The sequence below is a fragment of the Shewanella sp. GD03713 genome (assembly GCF_029843705.1).
Lineage (GTDB): Bacteria > Pseudomonadota > Gammaproteobacteria > Enterobacterales > Shewanellaceae > Shewanella.
Genome location: NZ_JAOCIW010000001.1, coordinates 1,396,464 through 1,422,515, shown reverse-complemented (window position 1 = coordinate 1,422,515; position 26,052 = coordinate 1,396,464). Strand labels below are relative to the sequence as shown.

The window sequence follows — 26,052 nt, the reverse complement described above, 5'->3', positions numbered from 1 at the left end:
CCATTATTATTTAAATAATTAGATATATAAAAATCATGCACTTAATTCACAAAAATCTTTAAAGCCGGAATATTTCAAAACCAAAATCAATTAGTTTTACTAATGATAAAATGTATTTTTTCTCGTTTGAGAAGACGGCTTAAGCTGGTTAATATATCTCCTGTGTTAAGGAGACGGTTTGATGTGACTGGTGAAGCGCCCCAGGCAAGCCAAACTCCGCGCACATAGGTATAACTTTGGTGTGGAGAAAGAGATATGACAAACTTATTTGAACGTCTGGTTAACAGCTATAAGCGTGTTTTTGTTGAACTTTATACAGCTCGTGAGCTGTAATCGTTCACCGCTTACTCTGAAATAATACTGATTTGATTTGAAGTTTTGTTAGCGCAAAACGAGCCCCCTTCTCGATGAGTTGGGGGCTTTTTGCTTTTATGTCTTGAGAATACGGGCAAGTACAGTGACTAAATTAAAGCAAGTCAGTTTTGTTTCACTTGTGTGAACTACTTATTAAGGGGTATTTAGTCTTTAAGATTGATATTTTTGAACTTCATTTTATTAGGTTTAACAAATATAAGACTAAGATCTTAAAATACCTTATCTTTTTTAAAGATGCGTTTTATATATAAAAAAGGAGCGAAAAATTTCGCTCCTTTTTTTACTCACTTAAGTCGTGGTTTTCTCAATAAAAACCTTAGCCTAAGTTAACTCGCGCATTGCGGAACATACGCATCCATGGGCTGTCTTCACCCCAGTTATCTGGGTGCCAAGAGTTTGCAACCGTTCTAAATACACGCTCAGGATGTGGCATCATCAGTGTCACACGGCCATCGGTAGTACAGATACCGGTTAAACCGTTTGGCGAACCGTTCGGGTTTTGTGGGTATTGGGTGGCAATTTCACCTTTACCATTCACAAAACGCAGCGCGATAGTGCCAGAAGCCTCAGCTAAGGCCAGCGCCTGCGCACTAGCAAACTCTGCATGTCCTTCACCGTGGGACACGGCGATAGGCATACGTGAACCCGCCATACCTTGGAAGAACAGTGATGGACTTTGCTGCACTTCAACTAAGCTGAAACGCGCTTCGAAACGCTCAGAGCGGTTACGCACGAAACGTGGCCAGTGCTCGCTACCAGGAATGATTTCCTTCAGGTTCGACAGCATTTGGCAACCGTTACACACACCGAGGGCAAAGCTTGAGTCGCGCTCGAAGAAGCGTGAGAACTCATCGCGAGCACGGGCGTTGAACAGGATAGACTTAGCCCAACCTTCACCCGCACCTAATACGTCACCGTAGGAGAAGCCACCACAGGCCACCAGACCTTGGAACTCTTCGAGGCTAATGCGGCCTGACAGAATGTCAGACATATGCACGTCACGGCTCTCAAAACCTGCGCGGTCAAACGCGGCCGCCATTTCCACATGGGAGTTAACGCCCTGCTCGCGCAGAATAGCCATCTTAGGTGCAGCACCTTTGAGGATGTACGGCGCAGCAACGTCTTCACTTGGATCGAAGCTTAAGTTAACCGTTAAACCTAAGTCGGTTTCATCCTGTTTGAGCTTAAACTCTTCTAATGCGCAGGCTGGGTTATCACGCAGCGCTTGCATACGGTAAGTGGTTTCAGACCATAAAGTACGCAGTGCAACACGTGTCTCGCTGAACACTTCACGCGCACCATCTTTAATGGTTACGCGTTGGTCATTCGCCAGAGTACCAATCATGTGGCAAGGTACGCCTGCTTGGGCGAATTGCGCAGCGATAAGCTCGGCATCAGCGCGGCTCACTTGCAGTACGCCACCGAGTTCTTCATTGAATAGACGTTCAACGTCAGTACCTTGCAGTGCACTTAAGTCGATAGCAAGACCCGTGTTACCCGCAAAGGCCATTTCCACTAACGTCGTGAATAAACCACCGTCACTGCGGTCGTGGTATGCAATAACCGACTTCTTCGCCACCAGCTTTTGCATGGTTTCGAAGAAACCACGTAACAGAGCTGCATCGTCTAAGTCTGGCGCGATATCGCCTAACTCACCGTAAACCTGTGCCAAACAAGAACCGCCTAAACGATTTTTGCCAGCGCCTAAGTCGACTAATAACAGCGAGGTTTCGCCTTTATCACTGCGAAGTTCAGGCGTTACCGTGTTACGGATATCCTGCACCACACCGAAGGCAGAAATGACCAACGACATAGGTGCCGTCACGGTTTTGTTCGCGCCGTCTTGCTGCCATGCGGTTTTCATCGACATGGAGTCTTTACCGACAGGAATGGTCAGGCTCAGTTCTGGACACAGCTCTTCACCCACGGCCTTAACCGCTTCATAAAGACCCGCATCTTCGCCAGGGTGGCCCGCGGCAGACATCCAGTTAGCCGACAGTTTGATACGTTTGAACGAACCAATATCCGCACCCGCGATGTTCATAATCGATTCGGCAACCGCCATACGGGCAGAGGCGCCAAAATCGAGCAGTGCCAGCGGCGTACGTTCACCCATAGACATGGCTTCACCAGCATAGGTATCAAAGCTTGCCGCCGTTACCGCGCAATCAGCCACAGGGACTTGCCATGGGCCAACCATTTGGTCACGGTTTACTAGACCCGTTACCGTGCGGTCACCAATGGTGATAAGGAAGGTTTTGTCCGCCACAGTTGGCAGGCTAAGAATGCGTTTGACCGCTTCTTTCACATCGATGTTGCTTTGCTCAAGTGCAGGTGAAACTGCCTTAGCGGATACCACATTACGGCTCATCTTAGGTGCTTTACCTAATAACACCTCGAGTGGTAAATCGATAGGATTGTTATCGAAATGGCTGTCAGCTAGGGTTAAATGCTGCTCTTGCGTTGCCTCGCCCACTACCGCAAACGGTGCGCGCTCACGCTCACAAATCGCAGTAAATAACGGCAGGTCTTCGGCAGCAACCGAAAGCACATAACGTTCCTGCGATTCGTTACACCAGATCTCCAGCGGGCTCATGCCCGGCTCGTCCGATGGCACGTTGCGCAGATTGAAGATACCACCACGGCCGCCATCGTTAACTAACTCAGGGAAAGCGTTAGATAAACCACCCGCGCCCACGTCGTGGATAAATTGGATCGGGTTTTTATCGCCTAATTGCCAGCAGCGGTCGATCACTTCTTGACAGCGGCGTTCCATTTCTGGGTTTTCACGCTGAACCGACGCAAAGTCTAAATCTTCGCTCGATTGACCCGACGCCATAGAAGAGGCCGCGCCGCCGCCCAGACCGATGTTCATCGCAGGGCCGCCGAGTACGATAAGCTTAGCACCGACGGTGATTTCGCCTTTTTGTACGTGCTCTTCGCGGATGTTACCTAAACCACCGGCTAACATGATGGGCTTGTGATAACCACGGACTTCTACGCCGTTGTGGCTCGAGACTTCTTGCTCATAGGTACGGAAGTAACCTAACAGTGCTGGACGACCAAACTCGTTGTTAAACGCCGCGCCGCCAAGCGGGCCTTCGGTCATGATATCCAGCGCGCTGACGATACGTTCAGGCTTACCGTAGTTGCCTTCCCATGGTTGTACAAAACCAGGGATTTTTAAATTCGATACGCTAAAGCCAGTTAAACCCGCTTTAGGTTTAGAGCCACGACCGGTTGCACCTTCGTCGCGGATCTCACCACCTGACCCCGTCGCCGCACCTGGATATGGGCTGATTGCTGTAGGATGGTTGTGGGTTTCCACTTTCATCAGTACGTGCATTGGTTCAGTGTGATAGCTGTAAACACCGTTTGGATCGGGGAAGAAACGTCCCGCAACCGAACCTTCCATCACAGCGGCGTTATCTTTATAGGCAGATAACACGTGGTCTGGTGTGGTTTCAAAGGTGTTTTTAATCATCTTGAACAGAGACTTAGGCTGTGCCTCGCCATCAATTGTCCAATCTGCGTTAAAAATCTTGTGACGGCAGTGCTCAGAGTTGGCCTGAGCAAACATCATCAGTTCAATATCGTTTGGATTGCGGTTCAAACGCACAAAGTTTTCGACAAGATAATCGATTTCATCTTCGGCGAGCGCCAGACCCATTTCGACGTTGGCCACTTCAAGGGCACGGCGACCTTCAGCCAATACGTTCACACTCTTGAAAGGCGCAGGTTCAGTGCGCTTAAACAGCACATCGGCTTTTGCAAAATCGTCCAGAACCACTTCAACCATACGGTCGTGCAATAACCCTTTGAGGGTTTGTTGCTGCTCGACAGTCAAAGTGTCTGACTCCACATAATAGGCAACACCACGCTCTAAGCGCTTCACTTTACCTAAACCACAATTGTGGGCGATATCAGTGGCTTTAGAAGACCATGGGGAAATTGTGCCGGGGCGGGGAGTAACAAACAGGAGTGAACCTTGGGGGGTATGGGCTTCGATAGCAGGTCCATAGGTGAGAATTTTTTCAAGTTGCTCACGCTCATTGGTCTCAAGCAACTCGCTCAAATCCGCTAAATGAACATACTCAGCATAGATTTGGCGTACCGGAAGCGCAGCGTTTACGCAGGCCTCCATTAGCTTTTGCACTCTAAACGTCGAGAGTGCTGGGGCTCCGCGGATGATCTCCATCACGTCAATTCACCTTATATTTATAATTGCAGGGGTCAGAGATGGCGCTATTATAAGGAAATGTCTGTCACAAATCACCTGTGACCTTACGTAAAACAGTGTTTCCTATTAAGATAAAAAGCGGCCCTTTTCCCCTCCTTCGTATTCCATGCGGTACGATTTTTTTACGTAATTGGCGACAAACGGATATAATCACAGCAATGTCAGCCAGTTTATCCTTGTTACCTCACTGACCTTCTACTGTTCATCATTTTGATTTTATTTAATAAAGTGTGTTTAATGACTCGATTTCTGTTCGCGATTATCTTAGGTTTCTTACTGACGGCGTGTCAGCAAGTGACCGTGGAAGAAACAGAATATGTCCCCCATAAACTCACCGAATTAAGGGTCGGCACCCTTTATGGCCCGCAAATTTATATGACCTCGGGCCAAGGTAACAGCGGCTTCGATTACGATATGGCGGTGCTGTTTGCCGAGTATCTCGATGTGCCCTTAAAAATGGTGCCCTACACCAACCGCGCCGAACTCTATGAAGCATTGAAAAAAAACGAGATTGATATCATTGCCGCGGGGATGACAGAAACCCCTGCGCGGCGCGAACAATTCCGTTTAGGCCCGCCGCTGTATCGTGTCAATCAAGTACTGGTTTACCGTGAAGGCATGCCAACACCCAAAGACATCACAGATTTAAAAGGCAAAATTACTGTAATTGCCGACTCTTCTTTTGTGGAAACCTTGACGCAATTACAGAAACGCCATCCGACGCTGGTGTGGGATCAAGTCACAGATAAAGACAGCGAAGAGCTGCTAGCGATGATCGCCAACAAGGAAATCGACTACACCATCGCCGACTCGAGCAGCGTGCAGATTAACCGCCGTTACTTACCGGATCTGCGCTCAGGGCTCGTGCTAGAAGAAAAGCTTGATGTGGTTTGGTTACTGCCCCCCACACACAGTGACGGCTTGATGAGTCAGTTATTGGCGTTTTGGCACCAAGAAAAACTCGCTGGCACACTCGATCATTTAAACGAAAAGTACTTTGGTCACGTCAAGCGTTTCGACTATATCGATACCCGCGCCTTCCTGCGCGCCATCGAAACCGTGCTGCCCCGTTATCGTCAGCTTTTCGAGACCCACGCCGGAGACTTAGATTGGCGTAAATTGGCGGCGACCAGTTATCAAGAATCCCATTGGAATCCTAATGCCCGCTCGCCGACTGGGGTGCGCGGCATGATGATGCTCACGCAGCCGACCGCCAAAGAAATTGGTATTACGAACCGCCTCGATGCGGAAGAGAGTATTCGCGGCGGCGCCGCTTATTTACGGGATATGATCAACCGTCTGCCAGAGTCTATCCCCGAGAGTCAACGCATGTGGTTTGCGCTGGCCTCTTACAATATCGGTTATGCCCATGTGGAAGATGCCCGTAAGCTCGCCGAATCCATGGAGCTTAATCCCAACGCCTGGCGGGATCTTAAAAAGGTATTGCCACTGCTGCAAAAGCGTAAATATTACCAGAAGACCCGCTATGGCTATGCCCGTGGTAGCGAAGCCGTGCATTACGTCGACAGCATTCGCCGCTATTACGACACCTTAGTCTGGGTCGATAATCAATCTAAACAACAAAATAGCGATGAGGAAGAACCGAGCGACCTCGCCTCGGAAGATGGCCCAGCGCCAGTGCCCGGCACCCTCAGCCCAGATAAGCCGAAATAGCCCTAACCGCTTCCCCCTCAATCACTTGACTTGCGCCGCAGCCTTGCTTTTTTGCGGCCATCAAACCACGATTTTAATCTTTGATTAAGCCAACACAGGCTAAAGTGAGCTAGCTTTCGGCTAAAAACGCTGCTTTATAGAGCAGATGCATCGAGAGGGATTGCCGCCTGAGATCTCTGCTGATACTGTCATAGTTACAGGTCAATATAATCATCATTGCACGTTAACCCATAGCCGTTAACCAAAGCAAAATAGCCTTAACCTAGACAATAACAAGATTGAAAACGGGGTCTATATGAGAAGAAAAACCATCAATAACAGCGCATCACGCCGTCGTACCACGCTGAAAATTCGCCATCGCCGGGTGCTGAATCGCCACAAACTGTTTTTTACGTTTCTCCAAGCCCAAGACTAACGCTTAAGCGAGTCTCCAAACTCCTTAGGATAGCGTCCCCTGCTGCGCCTTTTGAGCCTGTTTTAAAGCCTTCTTTTCCTCCCTGCGACGTTTAAAAAAGCGGCTCAATTGGTCAGCACAGTCCTGCGCTAACACCCCTGACGCCACCTCAACTTGATGATTAAAGGCTGGATGCTGCAAGAGATTAAGCACGGTTCCTGCGGCGCCGGTCTTCTCATCCTTTGCCCCAAATACTACGCGGGCAATCCGGCTATGCACCATGGCACCGGCGCACATAGCACAAGGCTCGAGGGTAACGTAAAGAGTGGTATCGAGAAGTCGATAGTTTTCAATCGTCTGCCCCGCTGCTCGCAAACACTGAATTTCAGCATGGGCGCAAGGATCGTGCTCACTGATAGATAAGTTGTATCCGGCCGCGATTTGCTGACCCTCTTTGACTAAAACCGCACCCACAGGCACTTCACCCGCCGCCTCGGCCTTTTCAGCCATAGTCATCGCGACACGCATCCAATGCTCATCGATTCGAGCTTGTTCAACATCTGCTTGATTGAGACTCGCTTGATTGAGACAAGGTTGCTCGCCAACAAGCACATTACCACTCACTTCATCACAACCAAGTTCATCAGCGCCAAGTTCATCGGAGCTGAGCGTCTTCGCATGCAAGGTTTTTGGGTTCAGTTTTGTCTGCTCCACTTAAGGATTCTCTTTTATCAACAATGTGGGCAATTATACCCATAACCAATAAAAAAGGCGCACTTGGCGCCTTTTCATTAATGCATCATGTCATCAAGACAGGGGATTATTCCCACTCGATAGTTGCAGGTGGCTTACCTGAAATATCGTAAACCACGCGAGAGATACCGTCGATCTCGTTGATGATACGGTTAGACACTCGGCCTAAGAAATCGTATGGCAAGTGCGCCCAGTGAGCGGTCATAAAGTCGATGGTTTCAACGGCGCGCAGTGACACCACCCAATCGTATTTACGGCCATCGCCCATTACACCGACAGAGCGAACGGGTAAGAACACGGTAAATGCTTGGCTGACTTTGTTATAAAGATCAGCTTTGTGCAGCTCTTCGATGAAAATCGCATCGGCGCGGCGCAGCAAATCACAGTATTCTTTCTTCACTTCGCCCAGTACACGCACGCCTAAACCAGGGCCTGGGAACGGGTGGCGGTAAAGCATGTTGTATGGCAGACCTAGCTCAAGGCCAATCTTACGCACTTCGTCTTTAAAGAGTTCGCGCAGAGGCTCAACCAGACCTAACTCCATATCGTCTGGCAGACCGCCAACGTTATGGTGCGACTTAATTACATGGGCTTTACCTGTGGCGCTGCCAGCAGATTCAATCACGTCTGGGTAGATGGTGCCTTGGGCTAACCATTTAGCGTTAACGCATTTCTTGGCTTCTTCGTCGAAGATCTCAACGAATACACGGCCGATGATTTTACGTTTCGCTTCTGGATCGGCTTCGCCTTTCAGCGCGTCAAGGAAGCGGTTTTCCGCATCGACGTGAACAATGTTCAGACCGAAATGATCACCAAACATTTCCATGACTTGCTTCGCTTCGTTTAAACGCAGTAAGCCGTTATCAACAAATACGCAGGTCAGTTTTTTGCCAATTGCGCGGTGCAGCAGCATGGCCACTACCGATGAATCCACACCACCAGACAGGCCTAAAATCACTTCGTCGTCGCCAACTTGCTTTTTCAAGCGTTCGATAGCGTCTTCGATGATTGAAGAAGGTTTCCAGTTGGCCGCACAGCCGCAGATATCTAAGGCAAAGTGCGACAGCATACGCATGCCCTGGCGGGTATGGGTTACTTCAGGGTGGAACTGCACGCCGTAGAAACGTTTTTCCTCACAAGACATGGCCGCAAATGGGCAAGTGTCCGTTTTAGCAACGGCCACAAAACCTTCTGGGATAGCCGAAACTTTATCGCCATGGCTCATCCACACATCGAGCAGCGATTTGCCATCGGCACTGACTGCGTCTTCGATATCTTTAAACAGAGCCGATTGCGCTAACATTTCGATTTGAGCGTAGCCGAACTCGCCTTCACCCACGCCTTGAATCACTTTACCGCCCAGTTGCTCAGACATGGTTTGCATGCCGTAGCAGATCCCTAGAACGGGGACGCCAGCATTGAACACATATTCAGGTGCGCGGGGAGAGTTGTCGGCAGTCACACTTTCTGGGCCGCCAGCGAGGATAATCCCGTTAGGGGCAAACTCACGGATTTGGGCTTCGGTCACATCCCACGCCCATAACTCACAGTAAACACCAATTTCACGGATACGACGGGCAATTAGCTGGGTGTACTGAGATCCAAAGTCGAGGATCAGTATCTTATGCTCATGAATATCGCTCATGGATAACCTTTATCTCATCTATTGTTTTAACTTAGCTCAAGACTACGAGGTTCAATCTTGAGGGCATACAAATCTTAATAACGGGGCGGCTTATCGCCGCCCCATTATCACAAACGTTTACGCACCTGAACGGTAGTTTGGCGCTTCTTTAGTGATGGTCACATCGTGAACGTGGGACTCGCCCATGCCCGCAGACGTCACTTTCACAAACTGCGCTTTTTCGTTCAGTTCTTGGATCGTGGCACAGCCTGTTAAGCCCATGCATGAACGCAGACCGCCCATATGCTGATGGATGATTTCCTTAAGCTTGCCTTTGTAAGGTACACGGCCTTCTATGCCTTCTGGCACCAGCTTGTCGGCAGCATTATCAGATTGGAAATAACGGTCAGAAGAACCTTGAGACATGGCGCCTAAAGAACCCATACCGCGGTATGACTTATAGGCACGGCCTTGGTAGAGTTCGGTTTCGCCCGGCGCTTCGTCGGTACCCGCGAACATTGAACCCGCCATGATGCATGATGCACCAGCGGCTAAGGCTTTGGCTAAGTCACCGGAGAAACGTACACCGCCGTCGGCGATAACTGGGATCCCTAAGCCTTTTACGGCTTCGGCAGCGTCAGACACTGCGGTAATTTGTGGCACGCCCACACCCGTCACGATACGTGTGGTACAGATAGAACCAGGGCCAATACCCACTTTAACCGCGTTAACGCCGGCTTCAACTAGGGCTAATGCACCTTCAGCTGTTGCCACGTTACCACCGATGATTTGTAAATCTGGGTATTTAGCGCGGGTTTCACGGATACGTTGCAACACGCCTTCAGAGTGGCCGTGGGAAGAATCGATCAGCAGCACGTCAACACCGGCTTTCACCAGCGCATCGACACGCTCTTCGTTACCAGCACCAGCACCTACGGCGGCGCCCACACGCAAACGTCCTAATTCGTCTTTACAGGCATTAGGCTTACGCTCAGCTTTTTCGAAGTCTTTTACAGTGATTAAGCCTTTCAGCTTGAAGTTATCGTCGACAACTAACACTTTTTCGATACGGTTTGAGTGCATTAATTTTTGCACTTCATCTAACTTAGTGCCTTCGGCAACCGTGACTAAACGCGCTTTTGGCGTCATCACTTCTTCTACGGTTTTGCTCCAGTCAGTCACGAAACGTACGTCACGGCCAGTGATGATACCCACCAATTCATTGGCTTCGTTTACCACAGGGTAACCCGCAAAACCATTCTTCGCGGTCAGCACTTTAAGATCCGCCAGCGTAGTTGAAGGCGTTACCGTCACAGGTTGTTGCACCACACCCGCTTCGTAAATTTTTACTTTACGAACTTCTTCGGCCTGCTTTTCTATGCTCATGTTTTTATGAATAAAACCTAAGCCACCTTCCTGTGCCATGGCGATAGCAAGACGCGCTTCGGTCACAGTGTCCATAGCGGCAGACACAAGCGGAATATTCAGTTCAATGGTGTTAGTCAGGCGAGTTTTAAGGATAGCGGTGTTTGGGAGTACAGTCGAATGCGCAGGAACAAGTAACACATCGTCAAAGGTTAGCGCTTCTTTAATTAAACGTAGCATAGGCAACATCTCCCCAGTTGAGTAGGATTTAGAGGTGAAATATTGCGGCGGGATTATACCTTGCATCTGGGGAGCGGTAAATGGAAAATAGTGAAAAAATCCCATTTGCACGAGAAAACACATGCAAGTCCCTAAAAATAATATTTATACCGTCTCACGCCTCAATGGTGAAGTCAGGCAAATTCTCGAGGGACAACTGGGAAAAGTCTGGTTAAATGGTGAAATATCCAACTTTTCGGCCCCCAGTTCGGGACATTGGTATTTAACCCTTAAGGATCATTATTCCCAAATTCGCTGCGCCATGTTCAAGGGGCGCAACCAAAGCGTGAGCTTTAAACCTGTGAATGGCCAACAGGTACTCGTGAAAGGCGCCATCAGCGTGTACGAGCCTAGGGGCGACTATCAATTATTGATTGAGTCTATGCTCCCCGCAGGGGATGGCTTACTGGCACAGCAATTTGAAGCGCTCAAAATGAAGCTCGCGGCGCAGGGATTATTTGCTGCCGATACTAAACGTCAGTTACCGAAAAATATTCAACGTATTGGGGTCATCACCTCCCCCACGGGCGCGGCTATCCGTGATGTGTTGCATGTGCTTGCCCGCCGCGACCCTTCCATCGAAGTGATTATTTATCCCACTCAGGTACAGGGTGAGAACGCGGATCTCAATATCTGCCAAGCCATCAATATCGCCAACCAACGGCTCGAGGTCGATGTATTACTGCTCACCCGCGGCGGCGGCTCACTCGAAGATTTATGGTGTTTTAATAGTGAAGCGCTCGCCCATACCATTTACAACAGTGCCCTACCCGTTGTTAGCGCCGTAGGCCATGAAGTCGACACCACTATCAGTGACTATGTGGCCGACGTTCGCGCCCCGACGCCTTCTGCTGGCGCAGAGCTACTGTCTCAGGATAGCGACAATAAGAGCCAACGCTTAGCCACTGTACTGTCGCGCCTCAAACAGAGCGCGAGCCACTATCAACTCAAGCAGGAAAGACGCTTAAGTTTGCTCGAACACAGACTGCAACGCTTAGATCCTAAGCGCACCCTGCAACAATTTGAGCAACGTTTCGATGAAATGCAATTAAGACTCGAAGCCGCATTGTCTAACAAATTGCACGGCTTAAGTCGCCGTCAGCAGCAACTGGCAAGCCGCCTCGAGCAGCAGTCCCCAAAGCACAAACTCGCACTTGAGACCAATCGATTGAGCTACTTAGCGACGCGTTTGCAGGATACAATGCAGGATACCCTCAACCAAAGCGAGCAGCGGATCAAATATGCCGCCCATCAATTGGAAACGGTCAGTCCATTAGCTACCTTGAGCCGGGGTTACAGCATCACCACAGATGCAAATGATCAAGTAATAGACAATGCCGCCCAGCTGAGTGTGGGCGATAAGATAAACACTCGCCTACGCCATGGACAAGTGCAGTCGACTGTGACACACATAACGGATAAAAGCTAAGACTAAACAGCCTTAAGGCTCAAGGTCCAAGCCCATAAAGCATTTGATCGAAACAAGACTTAAGATTTCCTCCTAAAATGCGCCAACAAAAAAGGAACCCTAGGGTTCCTTTTTTTATGTTCAGCTTAAGCTAATAGCGCAGATTTACTTTGTCTTGCGATCTTTAATATGGCTCAGGGCGCGCTTACGGCGACGCTCTTGGCTCATAGTCAGCTTTTCAACCTTGTTTTCAAACGGGTTATCACCCTCTTGGAAACGCAGCTGAATTGGCGTACCGACCACTTTTAATGAACGACGGAAGTAGTTCATCATGTAGCGCTTGTAAGAATCCGGTAGCTTGCTGACTTGGTTACCGTGAATAACCACGATTGGCGGGTTATAACCACCGGCGTGGGCGTATTTCAGTTTCACACGACGGCCGTTCACCAATGGCGGCTGATGGTCATCCTGCGACATTTGCATGATTCGGGTCAGCATAGAGGTGCTCACGCGGCGAGTCGCACTGTCGTAAGCTTCTTCAATCGACTCAAACAGATGGCCAACGCCCGTACCATGTAACGCCGAAATAAAGTGAATACGAGCAAAGTCGATAAAGCCTAAACGGCGGTCGAGTTCACTCTTAACACGGTCTTTAATGCCTTGGTCGATGCCATCCCACTTGTTAACAGCAATCACTAACGCGCGGCCCGCGTTCAGGGCAAAACCTAATAGACCTAAATCCTGCTCGGCAATCCCTTCACGGGCATCGATGATCAGCAGCACAACGTTGGCATCTTCAACCGCTTTTAGGGTTTTGATCACCGAGAATTTTTCAATCACTTCATGGACTTTACTGCGGCGACGCACACCAGCTGTATCGATAATCACATATTCGCGGCCATCGCGTTCCATCGGAATGTAAATACTGTCGCGGGTGGTGCCCGGCTCGTCGTAAACCACCACACGCTCTTCACCTAAGATACGGTTAGTCAGTGTCGATTTACCTACGTTAGGCTTACCGATAATCGCAAGCTTAATCGGTAAATCCTGCAGACGCTTCTGCTCGGCTTCGGCTTCTTCTTCGGTGTACTGACGCTCGTCGACCTCTTCCTCTTCGCCTTGGCGTTCAATGCCCATCGCTTCGGCATAAGGGGTTAAGGCGTACTCAATCATGTTGGTCACGCCGCGACCTTGGGCGGCAGCCATTTGATAGACTTCACCTAAACCTAACGACCAAAACTCGGCGCAGGCAGAATCGGCATCGATACCGTCAATCTTGTTAGCCACCACGAAAGTGGTTTTTTGACGGCTACGTAAGTGTTGAGCGATAGACAAATCCGCGGCGGTTAAGCCCGCGCGCGCATCTGTCATAAATAAGACAACATCGGCTTCTTCGATAGCGGCAAGGGACTGCTCGGCCATCTTAGTTTCGATCCCCTCTTCGGTGCCGTCGATACCGCCGGTATCCACCACGATAAACTCATAGCCGGATAGGAATGCTCGACCATATTTACGGTCACGTGTTAGGCCGGGAAAGTCAGCAACCAGCGCATCACGCGTACGCGTAAGGCGGTTAAATAAAGTGGATTTACCGACGTTCGGCCGACCAACAAGGGCCACTACAGGGATCATGATTTTGCCTCTAAAAAACTTTTCAATAAAAAGCCCCCGGAACACACTTCCAGGGGCTCTACAAGGATAACACTTTTAACTAAGGAAGTGTTACAACAGCTAACTTTCCGCTGCGACCTTGCACGTAGATTTTATCATCCACCACTAATGGTTGGCTGAATAATCCAGAGCTATCCACTTGGATACGTCCGACAATACTGCCTGTGCTGCGGTCGATAAAGTGCAGATAACCTTCAAAATCGCCCACGACCAGATAGTCGCGATACACGGCTGGTGACGTGAGTGTACGGTTCGCCAGCTCAGAGTTGCTCCACAATTCTAAGCCGTTACGTCTGTCCACAGAGTAGATACGGCTGTGATCATCCACTAGGAATAAGCTTAAACCGGCAGACGCTAGCTCATTGAAGCTGGAGTACTTACGCGTCCAAATCACACGTCCAGTACGCAGTTCCATCGACACCAAGTTACCGTTGTAGCTCACCGCATACAGGTTGTCACCTAAGATCAGCGGCGTCATATCCACATCGGCCATACGAGTAAACTCATTGCCGCCAGTTGGATTATAAATCGCTTGTTCCCATGCGGCTTGACCGTTGTTTTTCACCACAACTGCGACTTTACCATCGGCAGTACCGATAAAGAAACCACCCGCCTCATAGGCCGCAGAACCTGTGCCACGTAAGGTTAGATTAGGCAACTGCATCTCATAGGCCCACAGCTTAGCGCCAGTATCGACGTTAAAGGCTTCGAGCGCGCCAGAGCTAGTACTCACCACCACCACATCGTCAGCAACGGTTGGCTTAGAGAGTAACTCGCCCCCAGCCACGACATGCCACAGCACTTGACCATCTTCGGCATTCAGTGCGGCCAATAGACCACTCTCACCACCGACAAAGATTTTATTGCGCGCGGCAGTAACACCTGCAGCTAAGCGTGCGCCCTTATTTTTGGCTAAGGCATTATCACGAAACTCTTCACTAAAATCTTTTTTCCAAACGCGCTCACCCGTGGCTTCATCAAAGGCCACGACTTCGCCGTAACGGTCGGCTGCAAAAATTTTACCGTAACGAACTGCAGGAGTGAGGCGAGAGTAATAATCACCGACACCATCACCTACAGAGGCGCTCCAACTTACTTCAGGAAACACTGTCGCCTGAATCGCAGTTAACTCACTTACCGGTTCTTCTTCCACATCGCTAGAAGAACAGGCGGATAACATGGCTAGGCTTAACCCAGCGGCTAGCAGGTTCTTGCACCAAGACTTCATCAAGGGATCCCTTATGCTTGATTTAGGTTATCAAGTTTGATTTTAAGTGCAGGGCTGGTCACAACACCGCCATTGTCCATTGCCGCTTGGTAAGCGGTTTTCGCTTTATCCGCTTCACCTTGGCGTACAAAGAAATCGCCTTTGAGTTCTTCACGTTGCGCTAAGAATGCTTTATCAGTCACTTGTTCTAAGGTCGCCAACGCAGTGCCGATTTGGCCTTGCTCTGCTTGAATACGTGCTAAACGCAGTGTTGCCACTGTATCTAATCCAGCACCAGGCTTAGCGGCAATCACTTTCTTCAGTGCTTCTTCGGCCTTAGCAAAATCTTTGGCTTCAACCGCGGTTTTCGCAACGATCAGATCCAGCAGGGCTTGATAGCCCTTTTGGTCGTGATTTTTGGAAAACTCAGCAACGCCAGCCAGCATGGCCGCTTCGTCACTTGATTTGGTGGTTAAGGTTTGGAAAGCCTGTGATGCTTCTTCGGCCTTCACGATTTTCATGTCGGAGTAATAGTTCCAACCGTACAGGCCGCCTAAACCAACGACCGCCCCGATAACAATCGAGGTTCCATAGTCTTTCCAGAACTGCTTGATAGCATCAACTTGTTGTTCTTCTGTGCTATAAATTTCCACGCGCACGTCCCCTTATTTGGTAAGTTCAGCTAAAAATGCGCTTAATGCATTTCGAGCGACCCGTTGTTGTTCGTTGTCATTGCGTAAATATTTAACGGTAACCACACCTTCGGCGAGTTCTTCTTCACCGATGAGTAAGGCTACTTGTGCGCCGCTTTTATCGGCACGCTTAATTTGCTTCTTGAAGTTACCGCCGCCACAGTGGCTCATAACACGCAGTGTCGGTAAGGTTGAGCGTAACTCCTGCGCCACTTTAATGGCTTCAACCAAGCAGCTATCCCCCATCGCCGCGACGTAAACATCAACAGCCGCAGGGATATCTTGGGTCAGCTCTAAGGTTTCAAGCAGCAGAACGATGCGCTCTAATCCCATCGCAAAACCGACGGCTGGCGTATCTTTACCGCCCAATTGAGCGACTAAACCATCGTAGCGACCGCCCGCAAGTACAGTGCCTTGAGAGCCTAAGCTATTGGTAACCCATTCAAAAACCGTACGATTATAATAATCCAAACCACGGACTAAGCGCGGGTTAACTCGGTATTGGATGCCAACTGCGTCGAGGAGTTCACGCAATTGTGCAAAATGTTGTGAAGATTCTTCACCTAAGTAATCCATCAGCGCAGGCGCATCACCTAAAATGCTTTGCACTTGGGGATCTTTTGAGTCCAGTACCCGCAGCGGATTGCTGTACATACGGCGCTGGCTATCTTCGTCTAATTTGTCCTTGTGTTGCTCTAAGAAGGCAATCAAGGCTTCACGGTAAGCGGCGCGCTCAGCGGGGTCGCCTAAGGTGTTCAGCTCAAGCGTCACATGCTCGCTAATGCCGAGTTTTTCCCATAGACGGGCCGATAACATCAACACTTCAGCGTCAATATCGGCGCTACCAATGCCGTAGACTTCCACACCAAACTGGTGGAATTGGCGATAACGACCTTTTTGCGGACGTTCGTGGCGGAACATTGGGCCCATGTACCACAGGCGTTGTTCTTGGTTATAGAGCAGACCATGCTCATTACCCGCACGCACGGTTGAGGCGGTGCCTTCAGGACGTAGGGTTAAACTGTCACCGTTACGGTCCTCGAAGGTATACATTTCTTTTTCAACAATATCAGTCACTTCACCGATAGAGCGTTTAAAAAGATCGGTATTTTCCACTATTGGAGTGCGGATCTCACTGTAACCATAAGCAGCCACGCTCGCACGTAGTACCGCTTCCACTTTTTGCCATAGAGGACTTTGAGTTGGCAGAATGTCGTTCATTCCGCGAATCGCTTGGATCTGTTTTGCCACTGTATCGACTCGTCCGATTTTCGCTAAATTAATAAAAAATGTCAGGCATTATAGGCTGTTCAACACTAAACGTAAAATGACCCCGTCGGTTTCGGGGTCTAGCTCAAGGCTTGAGTGTTTTTATAACGCTTAACCTATGGGTTGATTCGGCTGTGTCTGTTACTCAGTCGTGTCTTTCACTTGGATGCGGTTAGCCATTTGGCTCGCCTTAGCGCGAATTTTCGCTTCGAGGGAATCGACTAGGTTGTCATTGTCGAAACGCTCTTTTTGACGCTCGCCTTCATCGTAGTAACCACTCTTACGATGTCCACCGGTTAAGCCGATGTGAGACACTAAGGCTTCGCCTGGGCCATTGACCACACAGCCGATGATAGACACATCCATCGCGGTCGTCACATCTTCGAGGCGGCGCTCTAATTCATTTACCGTGCTGATCACATCGAACTCTTGGCGCGAGCAAGAAGGACACGCAATAAAGTTAATGCCACGGCTACGGATCCGCAGTGACTTTAGGATGTCAAAGCCAACTTTAATTTCTTCCACCGGATCGGCCGCTAACGAAATACGCAGCGTATCACCAATGCCTTCGGCAAGCAGCATGCCTAAGCCAACCGCCGACTTCACAGCGCCGGCACGGGCGCCACCCGCTTCGGTAATACCTAAATGCAATGGCTGGCGAATTTGTTTGGCCAATAAACGATAGGATTCTACCGCCAAGAACACATCGGAGGCTTTTACGCTGACCTTAAATTGGTCGAAGTTCAAACGGTCAAGAATGTCCACATGGCGCATAGCCGATTCGAGTAAGGCTTCCGGCGTAGGCTCTTTGTATTTGTCCATCAGATCTTTTTCTAATGAACCGCCGTTCACCCCAATACGGATAGGAATGTTTTTATCGCGGGCGCACTCCACCACACTGCGGATACGCTCTTCGTTACCGATATTGCCAGGGTTGATACGCAAACAGTCCACACCATATTCGGCCACTTTCAAGGCGATACGGTAATCGAAGTGGATATCGGCAACCAAGGGCACAGATACTGATTGCTTAATCACTTTAAAAGCTTCGGCGGCATCCATCGTCGGCACAGAGACACGCACAATATCGGCACCCACTTTCTCTAGGGCACGGATTTGGGCAACGGTTGCCTCAACATCTGTGGTCTTAGTGTTAGTCATCGACTGTACGGCAATCGGTGCACCATCACCAATCGGCACGTTGCCCACATAAATGCGGGTTGAAGGACGTCTCTTTATGGGTGTTTCGTTATACATACTCAATACGCTCTTTTCGGTACTCTGCGTAGGCGCCAGACTTAAACCTGTGGGATAGTCAAACGCGCAACACGACCCTTAGGAAATTCAGCAAGGCTGATGGCTTTACCATCGACCGTAAATGTGGACACGACAGTGGGAGCACCTAGGATAACTTTAAACGGAGGCACACCACTGGCTTGAATGTTCGCGCCAGCACCACGGACGCCGTCAACAATCGCTTTGCCCTTGGCATCGACTATGTTGATCCAGCAATCGCCCGTGAGCTCAATAGTAATGCTCGACTGCCCAGCTACCACTGGCATGGCTTGCGCTGTAGAAGCTGTATTGGTTACTGGTGTATTGGTTGCTGGCACATTCGATGCAGTTTGGTTCTGCACTGGCGCGGCATTGGTCGCTACGCTTTGTGTGGTGCTTGGAACCGCAACGGCATTACTCGCTGCTGAGGTCGACGCAGTGTTCGGTGCATTGTTCGTAAGCGCCGTATTAGATTCGCTCGCATTCATAGCCGAATTGGCAGCAGGCGTCTGCTCCGCTTCCATCGCTGCCGAATCGTTCATATTAGGGTCGATAGTGCTCTCGTCGGTATCTTTTACCGGACCATCGGTCGCCATAGAGCCATTGACCGCAATCTCGCTTAAGCGCTGGCTGGCATCGGTTTCCGTCAGCAGCACATCGCCCGGCAAGGTTTGATTCGCCGCTGCTAACTCTTCCGCCGTTGGTTTAGACACATCAACATGGGTCACCAACGTAGTTCTTTGCATCCACCATAGGACGAATAAGCCCAGTAACACGATGACAATAAAAAAGCTCAGCCACTTTAATTTAGTGTCACGAGCTTGATAGGTCGTCTTGCGGGAAAAGCTTTGCATGGCAGGCTGCGTCACTAACGGTACCTGCCGCGCGAGGCATGCCTCAATCAGGGCGTTATCCACCCCCAGCATGCGCGCATAGTTTTTGACGTATCCACGAACATAAGTCGAAGAAGAAATATTGGAAAAATCGTCGGCTTCGAGATTTTCAACAATCCCTGGGCGCAGATGTAATTTCACCGCGGTATCCGCAATGCTTAAGCCCATCTGCTCACGAGCCGTTCTGAGTACAGTGCCGAGCGTTACATCAGGCGTCGATTCAGCTTCACTCGCTGCAACTGGTTCTACTGACGCGTTTATTTCGTTATCTTTCATTGATGCAAATTAACTCTGTATTGCTTGGCTTGAGGCGATGCTGGGAATTTGGCGAGCAATAAAATGCCAAATCGCTTCATAGCAGCATCATCATTCAACGCCTGCTCAATTTTTATTCCGAGCGTTAAACTTTCTGGAGTCTGGGCTGCCACTTGGTGATAACGCGCTAATTGGTTTTGCGCATCGACATAATCACCTTTATCCATCCCAAGCTCAGCCAGCTCCAGTAAAGACACCGAGCGTCTCGGGTCATACTTTAACGCCATCTGAAAATACTGTCGTGCCTTTTCTGTTTGTCCCGCGTCTCGGCTGCAAATGCCTAAGTTCTCATAACTGGACGCGGTACGCGTATATTTGGGCATTTCTATCGCGGCCAAAAACATTTTTTCAGCTTTGTCGTATCGCTTTTGTTGGCACAAAAACACCCCAAAGTTATTCATGGAATCGCCAGAGGCGTCCTTAGTATTGATAGCGTCTTGATACGCCTGTTCGGTACGTACTAAATCGCCAACGGTTTGATAGTAATAGGCCATGGCCACATGCACATCTTCGAGCTCTGGTGCATATTCAACTGCTTTATCAAGATTGTACTTGGCTTGTTCCGAGTTACCTCGATTAAGGTAGGTTAAACCGAGCTGCATACGCTCCCGTGCGGCGGCGACTTTATCGAGTTTTCGCTCCGACACGGGAATATCAGTCCCTGAATAGGTACGCTCAGTTACGCATCCTGTCACTAATAATGACAGGGCAATTGCTAATGATAACCCTGACAATCCATGCTTCATGGGCAAGCCTATAAATCTGTGCAAACAAAGAGTTAATTCATTGTGACCGAAATCTGATTTTCTTGCATGCGTTTTTTTGCTAAACGCTTGGTTCGATCGCGAATATCACCCGCTAACTGTCCACAGGCCGCGTCAATATCATCACCACGGGTTTTGCGTACAATCACAGTTAAGCCGTATTCCATCAATACCTTAGAAAAACGGTCGATGCGCGAGTTCGATGAACGACCATAGGGCGAACCTGGGTATGGATTGAATGGGATCAGGTTTACCTTACAAGGCGTATCCTTCATTAATTGTGCTAATTCATGGGCTTGTTCAGTGCTGTCGTTGATGTGATCGAGCATCACATACTCCACAGTCACGCGGCCACGGTTAGCGTTAGATTTAGCGATGTAACGGCGAATTCCTGCAAGGAACTCTTGCAGTGGATACTTTTTATTCACGGGAACCAGAATATCGCGCAATTCATCGTTTGGCGCGTGGATACTCACGGCGAGCGCCACATCGAGGGCATCACCGAGTTTATCTAATGCTGGCACAACGCCCGACGTTGACAGGGTCACTCGGCGTTTTGACAGGCTAAAACCAAAGTCGTCCAGCATGATATCCATCGCTGGGATCACGTTAGCAAGGTTCAGCAGTGGTTCCCCCATGCCCATCATCACCACGTTGGTGATTGGGCGCTCGCCAGTTTCTTTAGCGAATCCTAAGAAATGGGAAACACGCCAAATTTGGCCGACGATTTCAGAGACAGTTAAGTTGCGGTTAAAGCCTTGCTGCGCGGTCGAGCAGAAAGTACATTCGAGGGCGCAGCCCACTTGAGACGACACACACAGAGTGGCGCGGTCATCTTCAGGAATATACACGGTTTCGACTTCTTGGCCTTCGCCGACATGGATGGCGAACTTAATGGTGCCATCAGTGGATTTTTGATAGCTTGAAATTTCAGGCGCCACAATCTCGCAGCGCGCCGCCAGCTTTTGGCGTAACACTTTGTTGATGTTAGTCATTTCTTCGAAGTCACTGACACCGAAATGATAGATCCATTTCATCAGCTGATCGGCACGGAAAGGCTTCTCACCCAGATCCGCAAATAATGCGCGCATCGCCTTACGATCAAGGTCTAATAAATTGATCTTTTTTTCACTCATAGGACTAACCTCAACACCAAAACCTGCAACAGGGCGGCGAATTATACAGACGCAGAAAAATTTTAGCCAGCAACTCCACACTCCTATGCTAGAATCGGCGTGGGTCAATGTTGGCCTAAATTATGGAGTTGTAATACCACCTATATGTTAACCCTCATCATTATAGTGCTTGTCGCTGTCGGAGTTTCTTTTCTGTGCAGTGTATTCGAAGCAGTGTTGCTTTCGGTTACCCCTAGTTATATCGCCTCGCTCGAACAAACTGACAGTGCCGCAGCCGCCCGGTTGCGTAAACTAAAAGAAAACATCGAAGCGCCTCTCGTGTCTATTTTGACCCTAAACACCATTGCCCACACTGTGGGTGCCGCCGTTGCCGGTGCGCAAGCGGCCAAGGTTTTTGGTGATGACATGCTCGGCGTGTTCTCCGGAGTGTTAACTTTTATCATCCTATTCTTCTCAGAGATTATTCCTAAATCTGTGGGAGCCAATCACTGGCGCCGTTTAGCCCCGAGTGTGTCGATTGCCATCACTTGGATGAAGCGTGTCACTAAGCCGCTGATTTGGATGTCGCAACAGGTGACTCGCCTGCTAGGTAAAGGGGAAGAAGGCCAATACATTCGCCAAGAAATGAGCGCCATGGCCAAGATTGGTCACGAATCCGGTGAGTTAGACGAGCAAGAGTCTAAAATTTTGACCCAAATGCTCAAGGTGCGTGACGTGCCTGTGACGGCGATTATGACGCCGCGTACCGTGATGTTCTCCTTGCCCGTTTCACTGACGCAAAATGAGTTTGTACAGGAATATCGCGACAAACCTTTTACCCGCATTCCGGTATACGATCAGGATCACGACGACATTATCGGTTACATCACCCGTACCGATGTCTTACTGGCTGAACGTTACAGCCCGAACGCACCGATTGGTGAACTCAAGCGCAGCCTATTTGTGGTGCCCGAAACGGCTAAAATCCTGCCGTTATTCGAGCGGATGATTAAACGCAATACACAAATTGCGATGGTGGTTGACGAATACGGCAGTAGCCAAGGTATTGTGACCCAAGAAGACATTATCGAATCACTACTTGGCTTAGAGATTGTCGATGTGAATGACCCAGCAACCGACATGCAGCAATTGGCCCGTAAACTCTGGACCAAGCGCATGAAGCAAAAAGGCATTCGTCTCTCCGATGATGGTGACTTCGAAGCCGCCGCCGAAGATGACGAGGCACGCTCGGGTTAATGACATTATTTAGTCATTGTTAAAGTAAAGGGAGCTTGGCTCCCTTTCTTGTTTTTGGGGAGAAGGTTATAATCTCCCGCCGTAAAAGAGGTAGGTTATGACACAGGGATACACACTCTCACTCGCGCACATCAACGATACCCATTCGAATTTTGAGCCCAGCCGCGTACAATTTTCCCTCAATCTAGGGCTTAAAGCCTTAGATATCACCAGTCACAGCGGTGGCTATGCACGTCTAGGGTATCAGATTAGTCAGGCACGTGACCGAGCCGCACAAAGCCAAATGCCGTTTTTATTTTTGCATGGTGGCGACAGTTTCCAAGGCACGCTGTATTTCAGCCATTTTAAGGGTAAGGCCAACGCCCATCTGCTGAATTTACTCGCACCCGATGCCATGGTGATAGGTAATCACGATATTGATGAAGGTAATGCGCGGCTCGCCGAATTTGCTAAGCAAATCGATTTTCCGCTACTTGCGGGGAATATGGACTTGAGCCAAGAGGATATTCGCAAGCCGGGTAACCTGCGTACTGTGGCGAATATTCTCGCCTATGATGAAAAAACCCAGCTTGCCAGCTACCTCGAAAAGCCCTTCTACGACAAAAAGCTCGCCGTCATCGGCATTACTCTGGATCAGATGAAAGACATCGCCAGACCCGATCCCGATACCCACTTTGTCGATGCAATTGCGACCACGACGCGCACCGTCGAGCATCTACATGCCAAAGGCATTAAGCACATTATTGTACTGAGTCACTTAGGCTTAGATCAGGATAAAAGGCTTGCCGAACAAGTCGATGGTATCAGCCTTATCGTCGGCGGCCATACCCATACCTTGCAGGGCGATTTTAGCGCCTTGGGGTTAAGCAATATTCCCTATGGTGAAATGGTCAATGGTACTCCTATCGTGCATGCGGGGAAATACGCCGAAACCTTAGGCTTGGCCGAGATTGAATTTGATGCAGCAGGCCGCGCGATAAGCTTAAAGGGCGGCAACTACTTTATGCTCGATAAACAGTTTATGTTGAGTTCGAGTGAGCAAGTGGATGACACCGACTATCAAGCCGTGCAGCAACGCTTTAATGAGCATCCCTATGTATTGTGGGATGATGCCGATGAAGATATTCATGGCGTGATCCACGATATCTATCGCCCCGCGATTGCCGAGATGGAAAACAAAGTCTTAGCCCTTGTGCCTAAGAATCTAGTGCATACCAGACTGCCATCTAAGGCATTACCCCATGGCAGCGAAATCGCCCCTTGGGTGAGCCGCAGTATGTTCCAAGAGGCCAAGCTTGAAGATCCCCGCATCCACTTTGCCCTGCATAACGCGGGCGGAGTAAGGCAATCGGTCGCCCAAGGCAGGCTCACCCTCGCCGATGTGTTGGGGCAATTGCTGCCCTTTGAGTTGCCATTAGTTAAATACGAAATCCAAGGACAGTATTTATACCAAGCGCTGGAGTCGGCAATTAACGCTGCGACAAACAACAGTGTGCGCGGCACGGGGGCGGGCAGCTTCCCCTATACCTATGGATTACGTTATTACTACGATGGTAGACGCCCATTAGGGGAACGTTTGTTCAAGCTTGAAATGATGCAGCAAGATGGCTTATCACTCTGGTATCCAGTGCAGCCCGATGCGCTCTATGTGGGGGTTTCTACCTCTTATACCGCGGCGGGGAAAGAAGGTTATCACCCACTGTTACAGGCACGCTGGCAGGAGTCGATTGAGACGCTCACCCTACCACAGGCTTTTATTCGCTTCCTCAATCGGGCGCCCAACCCCAATTTAGCGGATTTGCTCTCCCCCCATGTGCATTACACCAGCCATGTAAAGCGCTCAGTGTAAGCGCCTAGTGTCAGGGATTTATATCAGCGCTGCCGTAAAGTCCAGCCCTCTTAATTCATCACAGTACTTAGCAATGGTTAAGTACTGTGATTCACTCAATCCTGTACCCAAACGCACTATCGACATCTCACTAAAACAACCAGTCGCAATGGGGTAAACGTTCGGCAAACCACGCCTGCGCTTTGCCTTGATTCCCCTTGCGCCATGCAAGAAACACCGGCTGCGCCGGTCTTGGGATCTCAACCTTACATGCGACTAATGCGCCTGAAGCGAGTTCTTCGCGGATCAAATGTTTGGGAAGATAACCTACACCCAGCCCGAGTTGCTGCGCTTTAATCTTGGTCTGCATGTTCGGCACGCGGATGACTTGGCGACTATCAAACAATCCACTTGAGCGCTGCGCGAGCGCCGTTGAGCTGTCGGCCACCACCACGGAGGGAAATTGTAACAGGGCTTCGGTCGGGATGGGATGGTCAAACTGCGCTAAGGGATGGTGAGGCGCAAGAGCAAACACGAATTCAAGCATGCCGATTTCGACTAAGTGATATTGCCCCTTAGGTAACTCCCCCGTAACCCCAATGGCAATATCGGCGCGGCCCGAATACAGCGCATCCCAACCGCCACCCAATGACTCCTCGGTGATATTGATGGTCACCTGTTTACCTAACTCGGTAAATTCAGCAATCAGTTTAAGCAGTGGTAAATCGGGCACCACAGTATCTATGGCTAAGGTTAATGCCGACTCCCAGCCAGTTTCGAGTTGCCGAACCGCCTCCTCAAGCCTAGCGGTGGCGGCTAAAATCTCCCGCCCTTGGCGTAATACTAGCTGGCCAACTAAGGTCAGTTCGGCACGCTGGCCCTTACGTTCAAATAATTTTACCCCTAAGTCGCTCTCTAATTTCTGCACTGTGTAGGTCAGCGCCGATGGCACCCGGAATAAGGATTCGGCTGCTGCCGAAAAACTGCCTTTCTTATCAATAGCATCGAGTACTATCAAGCCATCTAGGCTCATCACAGGTAACATAGCCACCTCTTATTCAAATTTTTTGAAATAGACTTTGAAAATGTTCCGATTTTCTTTCCTTCAGGTCAAGACTAGACTTTAAACCAATGGAGAGATTAACGCTAAGCCTCCACCGACTAACCCATTAACGACATAGTTAAAAAATTTGAATTAAGGAACATCCCATGAAAGTACTTATCACAAAATTACTGACCTCTGCCCCAAGTTTTGCCCCATTGGCCCTGCGTATTCCTATCGGGATCATCCTCATGGCCCACGGCTCACAAAAACTCTTCGGCTGGTTTGGTGGCTACGGCTTGGAAGGCACAGGACAATGGATGGCCTCCATCGGCTTAACCCCTGGCTACTTAATGGCGCTGATGGCGGGCTCGAGCGAATTCTTTGGTGGTTTGCTGATCATTATCGGTTTACTGACTCGCCCAACGGCACTGGTATTGTCCTTTACTATGGTGGTCGCGATTTTCTCGGTCCACATTGGTAACGGTCTGTTCCTCAGCAATAACGGTTATGAATTTGGTTTAGCCCTGTTAGCCGCCACTGTGTCTCTGGCCGTGTCAGGTGCGGGTAAACTCAGTGCCGACAACCTGTTAGCTGCACGCTTAAAATAAG

At 49.6% G+C, this 26,052-nt stretch carries 18 protein-coding genes; 5 read left to right on the top strand and 13 right to left on the bottom strand.

All coding sequences use genetic code 11. The features are described 5' to 3' along the window. Positions 1 to 691: 691 nt before the first annotated feature. The gene (gene purL, locus N5E87_RS06355; protein ID WP_011716321.1) at positions 692 to 4,573 is read right to left on the bottom strand and encodes a phosphoribosylformylglycinamidine synthase; all 3,882 of its coding nucleotides are present in this window, start codon (positions 4,571 to 4,573) and stop codon (positions 692 to 694) included. 279 nt (positions 4,574 to 4,852) lie between these two features. Here purL and mltF point away from each other — a divergent pair, with 279 nt between their 5' ends. Continuing rightward, positions 4,853 to 6,289 carry a membrane-bound lytic murein transglycosylase MltF gene (gene mltF / locus N5E87_RS06350; RefSeq protein ID WP_011622025.1) on the top strand — a complete coding sequence of 479 codons (1,437 nt, stop codon included), beginning with the start codon at positions 4,853 to 4,855 and terminating at the stop codon, positions 6,287 to 6,289. A 439-nt stretch (positions 6,290 to 6,728) separates the two neighbouring features. Here the strand turns inward: mltF and tadA are convergent, their stop codons facing one another. The 3 genes from tadA to guaB all read right to left on the bottom strand — a co-directional run bounded on the left by tadA (position 6,729) and on the right by guaB (position 10,665). Next, entirely contained in the window at positions 6,729 to 7,226 is a 498-nt protein-coding gene (tadA, locus tag N5E87_RS06345) for a tRNA adenosine(34) deaminase TadA (protein WP_279770982.1), read from the bottom strand. A gap of 277 nt (positions 7,227 to 7,503) precedes the next feature. Beyond that, positions 7,504 to 9,081, bottom strand: a complete 1,578-nt coding sequence (gene guaA, locus N5E87_RS06340) for a glutamine-hydrolyzing GMP synthase (RefSeq protein ID WP_011622023.1) — start codon at positions 9,079 to 9,081, stop codon at positions 7,504 to 7,506. A gap of 117 nt (positions 9,082 to 9,198) precedes the next feature. Continuing rightward, positions 9,199 to 10,665 carry an IMP dehydrogenase gene (gene guaB / locus N5E87_RS06335; protein WP_011622022.1) on the bottom strand — a complete coding sequence of 489 codons (1,467 nt, stop codon included), beginning with the start codon at positions 10,663 to 10,665 and terminating at the stop codon, positions 9,199 to 9,201. A 121-nt stretch (positions 10,666 to 10,786) separates the two neighbouring features. On the opposite strand from guaB, the gene xseA reads away from it, so the two are divergent. Further along, positions 10,787 to 12,133: an exodeoxyribonuclease VII large subunit gene (xseA, locus tag N5E87_RS06330; protein WP_279775174.1), complete on the top strand. Its 1,347-nt coding sequence runs from the start codon at positions 10,787 to 10,789 to the stop codon at positions 12,131 to 12,133. A gap of 144 nt (positions 12,134 to 12,277) precedes the next feature. Here the strand turns inward: xseA and der are convergent, their stop codons facing one another. The 8 genes from der to N5E87_RS06290 form a co-directional block, all read right to left on the bottom strand. Continuing rightward, entirely contained in the window at positions 12,278 to 13,744 is a 1,467-nt protein-coding gene (der, locus tag N5E87_RS06325) for a ribosome biogenesis GTPase Der (RefSeq protein WP_011622020.1), read from the bottom strand. 79 nt (positions 13,745 to 13,823) lie between these two features. Continuing rightward, positions 13,824 to 15,011, bottom strand: a complete 1,188-nt coding sequence (gene bamB / locus N5E87_RS06320; RefSeq protein WP_086904454.1) for an outer membrane protein assembly factor BamB — start codon at positions 15,009 to 15,011, stop codon at positions 13,824 to 13,826. Positions 15,012 to 15,022: 11 nt separating this feature from the next. Further along, positions 15,023 to 15,643, bottom strand: coding sequence for a tetratricopeptide repeat protein (locus N5E87_RS06315; RefSeq protein ID WP_279767516.1), 621 nt, complete (start codon positions 15,641 to 15,643; stop codon positions 15,023 to 15,025). Between the two features lie 12 nt (positions 15,644 to 15,655). Then, positions 15,656 to 16,933: a histidine--tRNA ligase gene (gene hisS, locus N5E87_RS06310; RefSeq protein WP_011622017.1), complete on the bottom strand. Its 1,278-nt coding sequence runs from the start codon at positions 16,931 to 16,933 to the stop codon at positions 15,656 to 15,658. Between the two features lie 159 nt (positions 16,934 to 17,092). Beyond that, positions 17,093 to 18,208, bottom strand: a complete 1,116-nt coding sequence (gene ispG / locus N5E87_RS06305; RefSeq protein WP_011622016.1) for a flavodoxin-dependent (E)-4-hydroxy-3-methylbut-2-enyl-diphosphate synthase — start codon at positions 18,206 to 18,208, stop codon at positions 17,093 to 17,095. Positions 18,209 to 18,249: 41 nt separating this feature from the next. Continuing rightward, positions 18,250 to 19,395, bottom strand: a complete 1,146-nt coding sequence (locus N5E87_RS06300; RefSeq protein ID WP_086904456.1) for a RodZ domain-containing protein — start codon at positions 19,393 to 19,395, stop codon at positions 18,250 to 18,252. Next, positions 19,392 to 20,180, bottom strand: a complete 789-nt coding sequence (gene pilW, locus N5E87_RS06295) for a type IV pilus biogenesis/stability protein PilW (protein WP_086904457.1) — start codon at positions 20,178 to 20,180, stop codon at positions 19,392 to 19,394. Before pilW ends, N5E87_RS06300 begins: the two co-directional genes overlap by 4 nt. Positions 20,181 to 20,212: 32 nt before the next feature. Continuing rightward, positions 20,213 to 21,334: a bifunctional tRNA (adenosine(37)-C2)-methyltransferase TrmG/ribosomal RNA large subunit methyltransferase RlmN gene (locus tag N5E87_RS06290; RefSeq protein WP_011716310.1), complete on the bottom strand. Its 1,122-nt coding sequence runs from the start codon at positions 21,332 to 21,334 to the stop codon at positions 20,213 to 20,215. 144 nt (positions 21,335 to 21,478) lie between these two features. Here N5E87_RS06290 and N5E87_RS06285 point away from each other — a divergent pair, with 144 nt between their 5' ends. Together N5E87_RS06285 and N5E87_RS06280 are read left to right on the top strand one after the other, a co-directional pair. Next, a complete protein-coding gene (locus N5E87_RS06285; RefSeq protein ID WP_011622012.1) occupies positions 21,479 to 22,570 on the top strand; it encodes a hemolysin family protein in 1,092 nt (363 codons plus the stop codon). Between the two features lie 97 nt (positions 22,571 to 22,667). Next, on the top strand, positions 22,668 to 24,419 hold the full coding sequence (locus N5E87_RS06280; protein ID WP_086904458.1) for a bifunctional metallophosphatase/5'-nucleotidase: 1,752 nt from the start codon (positions 22,668 to 22,670) through the stop codon (positions 24,417 to 24,419). 130 nt (positions 24,420 to 24,549) lie between these two features. Here the strand turns inward: N5E87_RS06280 and N5E87_RS06275 are convergent, their stop codons facing one another. Next, entirely contained in the window at positions 24,550 to 25,443 is an 894-nt protein-coding gene (locus N5E87_RS06275) for a LysR substrate-binding domain-containing protein (protein WP_041412961.1), read from the bottom strand. 164 nt (positions 25,444 to 25,607) lie between these two features. On the opposite strand from N5E87_RS06275, the gene N5E87_RS06270 reads away from it, so the two are divergent. After that, entirely contained in the window at positions 25,608 to 26,051 is a 444-nt protein-coding gene (locus N5E87_RS06270; RefSeq protein WP_086904459.1) for a DoxX family protein, read from the top strand. Position 26,052 lies beyond the last annotated feature (1 nt).